Source organism: Methanocalculus sp. (genome assembly GCF_029762515.1).
GTDB lineage: Archaea > Halobacteriota > Methanomicrobia > Methanomicrobiales > Methanocorpusculaceae > Methanocalculus.
On the sequence record NZ_JARVGN010000164.1, the window covers coordinates 1 to 4,810 of the forward strand.

3 protein-coding genes, 1 tRNA gene and 2 pseudogenes are annotated in these 4,810 nt (G+C 52.2%); 2 read left to right on the forward strand and 4 right to left on the reverse strand.

Annotation, left to right across the window (positions count from 1 at the left end):
• The 3 genes and pseudogenes from QCH34_RS06940 to QCH34_RS06950 all read right to left on the reverse strand — a co-directional run.
• Positions 1–375 (reverse strand): annotated as a pseudogene (locus tag QCH34_RS06940) (radical SAM protein); the annotation flags it as partial.
• A complete protein-coding gene (locus QCH34_RS06945; protein ID WP_300332184.1) occupies positions 365–985 on the reverse strand; it encodes a 6-hydroxymethylpterin diphosphokinase MptE-like protein in 621 nt (206 codons plus the stop codon). The gene QCH34_RS06945 and the pseudogene QCH34_RS06940, both read right to left, overlap by 11 nt.
• A complete protein-coding gene (locus QCH34_RS06950) occupies positions 975–2,447 on the reverse strand; it encodes a DHH family phosphoesterase (protein ID WP_300332186.1) in 1,473 nt (490 codons plus the stop codon). Before QCH34_RS06950 ends, QCH34_RS06945 begins: the two co-directional genes overlap by 11 nt.
• A gap of 109 nt (positions 2,448–2,556) precedes the next feature.
• Here QCH34_RS06950 and QCH34_RS06955 point away from each other — a divergent pair.
• Positions 2,557–2,630: transfer RNA gene (locus QCH34_RS06955), tRNA-Lys, on the forward strand.
• A 606-nt stretch (positions 2,631–3,236) separates the two neighbouring features.
• Here the strand turns inward: QCH34_RS06955 and QCH34_RS06960 are convergent.
• Entirely contained in the window at positions 3,237–4,169 is a 933-nt protein-coding gene (locus QCH34_RS06960) for an ABC transporter ATP-binding protein (protein ID WP_366898425.1), read from the reverse strand.
• Positions 4,170–4,281: 112 nt separating this feature from the next.
• On the opposite strand from QCH34_RS06960, the pseudogene QCH34_RS06965 reads away from it, so the two are divergent.
• Positions 4,282–4,810 (forward strand): annotated as a pseudogene (locus tag QCH34_RS06965) (PrsW family intramembrane metalloprotease); the annotation flags it as partial.

The window sequence follows — 4,810 nt, forward strand, 5'->3', positions numbered from 1 at the left end:
GGGCATCGGCTCTTTCACTGCCCTCTTTCCACCGCCGGGTGAGATGCCGTAATTGACAGGTCCCCCGAGGAGGAGCCTGCTCCTCTCAAAGAGAGATCCGATCTGCCGCAGTTCAGTCAACGTGGCTGGTGTTCCGGCAAGATACTTGCCGGGGACGGTCTGGCCGGCGATAACGATAACAAGAGGGATCGATCTGAATGCCTGAAGCTCATGAGGTGCGGATCTGATCTGATCGATTGTGGTATAGCGCACCCGATATCCTGCTTCAGTGAGAACGCCTGCCGTTGTCCGGATATAGGGTGATATGTATGGGGGTACACCGAGACAGGCGGGCTCGTCCACATACCCGTCGATGATGAGGGCGTCAGAGGTCATGGCCGATCATGCCGAGAAGCCGGCGTGCCCAGAAGAGTTTCCCCTTCTTCATCGGATCGACTGTGGTGTCGGAGAGGTCAAAACCGATGAATTTCAGGCGTGCTGCACCGAGAGCGTCTGCTGTGAAGGCGGCGCGGTCGCCGTCAGTGAAGCCGCCGAAGTTATGGATCTGCGGAAGCGGCGCTGCCTGCGTGGTTCCGATCAGTCTTCCCGGAAACCGTGGAACCCATCTCTGGAGGAGCGGCATGTTGTCGCCATGGGCATGGACTGCTATAATCGTCTTCCCTTCATTCATGGTGATGAAGGGATCATCCGCCCCATCCAGATCAGTGAAGATCGCATCCGGGAGAATACCTGCATCATACAGGACGAGCGCCGCGGCATCTGCTGCGATGACTACGCCCTCTATCCGGTCAAGTTCTGATTTGAGGCAGGGGGCATTGCCGCAGATGGTGACGGTCTTTCCAGAAATGAGGGATTCAAGTGCTTCGATATCATCACGGGGAATGATCCCGGCAAGGAGATCGGCTGCTGCCTCATCAGATTCGCGATCAAATCCAAAATAGTCAAGGATCTCAGTATAATGAGGTTCCCAGTCTTCAAACCTCATTCTTATCCCCGTTATCATCGATCCCGACGATCTTGGTGAAGAGGTTTAAGATCGGGTCAATGATCATCTCAAGGAGTTCCTCCTTGTCACGGACGAGTGAGAAGTAGTTGAGGGGGATGCTTGCTGCTCCCATTGTACCATGCCCCCCGGCATCCCCGATATCACCAAATGCCTCTTTGAGGACATTGCCGATATGCACGCGGATATCCTTGTTCCGGGCGGATATGGTGATCTGCTGGTCGGTGATGCCGTAGACAAGGGCAGTTGTTACCCCCTCGAGGTTGATGAGCATATCTGCTGCCTGTGGAATGGCATCACGGTTCCGGAGATAGCCGACATTTGCAAAGAGGAATCCATTCTTTATCTTGCGGCTTGTGATAGCATTCCCCATCACATCAACCGTCTCCTGCGAATATGACGGGGACATGATCTTCTCGAGGAGATCCGCATCCGAGAGTGGGAGGAGGTATGCGGCATTATAGAGATCATTGGAGGTGACACCACGACGGAACTCGCGGGTATCTGCCCGTATGCCATAGTAGAGGGCGGTTGCAATCTTTGTATCCACGTTGATATCGAGCTCCTGGAGGTACTGGGCGAAGATGCTGGCAGTAGCTCCGCTCTCAGGGCGGATATCCATAAACTTCGGTTTATTCTTCAGCTCCACACCATCAGAGCTGTGGTGATCGATGATGATGTCAACTGCAAGTCCGGGATCGAGATCATTATTCACACCGGGTGCAGCACAATCAACGAGTGCGAGATGGGTGCATCCCTTCAGCTTTTCAGGTGTGATCCGCTCCATCTGGATCTCAAGGAGATTGACAAATGCGCGATTCTCCTGGTGTCCGACATTTCCATCAAAGAGGATGACACATTTCAGCTCGCCTTTGGTTGCGGCCTGGGCGATGGCACAGAGTGCCATGGCACTGGAGATTGCGTCCGGATCGGGGTTTCGGTGCGTGATGATGCCGAGTGTTCCGGTCATTCCTTCAAGATGCGAGTAGAGTTGTTGTGCGCTCCGTGCGGCAACCAGCCGCTTCATATGGTTGACGGCTGACTTTGCAACCACCTGCTGGGGATAGAGCACCACATCCGCCCCCTGCTCAACAAGCTTGTCGACAGAGAAGAGATCTACTGCACGCGCTATACAGAATGCCTGCGGATGGCACTTCTTCGCCAGTCCGACCGCGGCCAGATTTGCCTCCTTATTGCTTGAAAGAACGAAGATAATCTCTGGAATGGGGAGATCACGGAAAAGCTCCGGGTCTGCTATGTCATGGGCAATCGCCTGATATTTATGGTCTTTTAAGTCCTCGACCCGCTTCTCGTCAGAGTCGACAACAACGATATTATCGGTTTCTTTCAGGAGTTCCTCTATGACATTGTAGCCGATGCTCCCGCACCCAAATACCATATATCGAACTACTGGTTTTGGGTCACTCTTTCCACCATCAGCCATACCGTACTCTGGTACTTCCAATATTATAATGGTGATTGGAGGGGGCGATCAGGGGTATTTTCATAAGGCATAAATAGTCCTGATTATAACTGTATTAGGTCAAATAACGGGGCCTGTGGCTTAGTCAGGCATAGCGACGGACTCTTAATCCGTAGGTCAGGGGTTCAAATCCCTTCAGGCCCGTTCTCTTTTGCTGATTCAAGCTTATTCTGTTCGTTAATTGGGGGATATTGAGATTTATATTAATTCTAAGCTTATGTACAATATGATCCATCAATCGAGAGGCGTTTAGCCCGCTTTCCTTGATGAATCTATACGTATCAGGGGTAACTGTGAGATACAGCGTAACTCTATGCTCTTTCGATTGCTCATTTTTTCTGACTCTTCTCTCGTGTCATTTCTTCTCTCCTGTACTTCTGGAACCGGATTCCCTGGATTACGGACGATTCCCCGGAAGAGCTTTCCAAGCACATCTCCTCCGGTGATTATCCGCCATTCATTCCCCAGAGGAGGACATTAATGGCGACATTGCCCCAGAGGATTGTAACCAGCAGAAAGTTTGCATTTTCAGGAGCGCAAGCACCAGTTTGGCATCCCTGTTGCCCCGTTCCGCCTCAATCACCAGCTCAAGCTTGCTGATCGTGAAGAAGGCCAGATTCAGCCCTGAAAAATCGCAGACTGGGAGATACATTCGATGATACCAATCCAGATCAGAAAATCCACTCGTTCTCCATCTGCTGCAACCTCATTCCCTGGTGAGGGGATGGACGCCGGATCTCATCCATTCTTTCACACTGCCATCAGCATCTCTTCAAGGCTCGGGTACCGTGATTCTATCCGCTCGACACTCCCACCTGCCGCATCAATCTGCGATGTGATCCGGTTCAGCTGATCGATATCCTTTGCAGTCGATACATAGCCCCCGTCGTCGGGGGAGAAGGGAAGCTGTTCTGAAAGTGATGCGGGATTTGCGATCCGGAAATGGATGAAGTAAGTCAGTGATCCAAACTCCTCCCTCAGTTCATCCATCGTGCCAAACGCAACCCTCTCTCCCTCAGAGAGGATTAACACCTGGTCGGAAATCTCTTCCACCTGGAAGAGGTTATGGGCAGAGATGATGATCATCTTCCCATCATCACGCAGTTTCCGGAGAAAACCGGTGATGAATCTCGAGGTCATCGGATCGAGCCCTGAAGTCGCCTCGTCATAGACGAGTATCGTCGGGTCATGGAGGAGCGACCGTGCAATGGCAACCTTCCGCCGCATCCCTTTTGAGAGCTCCCCGAGCTTTTTGCCTTCATCAGCGAGGTTCAATGAGAAGAGAAGCTCATCAGATCGTCTTTTGATCTCCCTCCGGGGCATCCCGTAGATCTCCCCGAAGAATGAGAGGTACGAGGAGATCGTCATGGTATCGTACAGCCGCGACTCTTCAGGGAGGTACCCGAGCCGCTCCTTCAGCGCATTGGGATCGGCAATGACATCGATGCCATCTATCTCAAGGGTACCTGACGTAGGGGTGAGTAGTCCTGCGCATATCTTCAGGAATGTCGTCTTTCCTGCCCCGTTATGCCCGATGATCCCAAAGATTCCATTCTTATCGATATCAACGTCCAGTCCTTTCAGTGCAACAAACGAATCGAACTCTTTTCGAACATCGCGGGCATGGATCATACTGAGACGGTTCATCGTTTTGATATAATAAGGGTGCCGGAGGAGTACCATACTCCTGAGCCATTCTGTTCTCTCCCTCCACACCCCCTTGAAGTTTCGGACATCCCCTGCTCTACCCTTGATAACGACTATTTTATAGAAGAAATGTCCTATGTAGGCGTGCATGAGCGTGGGGTATCTCCGACAGATCCATGTTGTGGCGCGATGGGAGCTTCTGCGCACCCTCTCGACAATGGGCCGGGGTGTACTGCCTGCTGCAATCATCCTCTTCATCCTCCTTGTTGCTGCATCCGGACTGACAGCACAGAGCGGCCTTCATATACAGGACGGTATCTACCGGCTTGGTACAGACAACCTGCCTGCCGGTGAGGTGATCGCAGAAGATGGAAGGTTCAATGTCTTCATTGATTCACGTGCATCTCTTCTGAACACCCGGCTCTCCTATGATATCGTCATCCTGGGCAGTGAGGTCTATGTCCAGGATACCGAGAAGGGGCGTGCCGCACTCACCTCGCTCGAACAGGTCTTTGAAGGATATTCTGCATCCATGAATGTGCAGGAACCGGATCTCTATGCAGCATATCCGCTCTGGATCAACCGGATATATGAGAGGAGTACCATCGACTTTTCTGCAACCCAGAGCGGCCAGCGAATCTCTCCGGTTCCGCAGAGAGAGGCGCCTGAGCCAACCG

Coding starts and splice junctions, on each gene's coding strand:
- QCH34_RS06945 (WP_300332184.1), bottom strand. CDS start 985: ATGAGGTTTGAAGACTGGGAACCTCATTATACTGAGATCCTTGACTAT.
- QCH34_RS06960 (WP_366898425.1), bottom strand. CDS start 4,169: ATGGTACTCCTCCGGCACCCTTATTATATCAAAACGATGAACCGTCTC.
- QCH34_RS06950 (WP_300332186.1), bottom strand. CDS start 2,447: ATGGCTGATGGTGGAAAGAGTGACCCAAAACCAGTAGTTCGATATATG.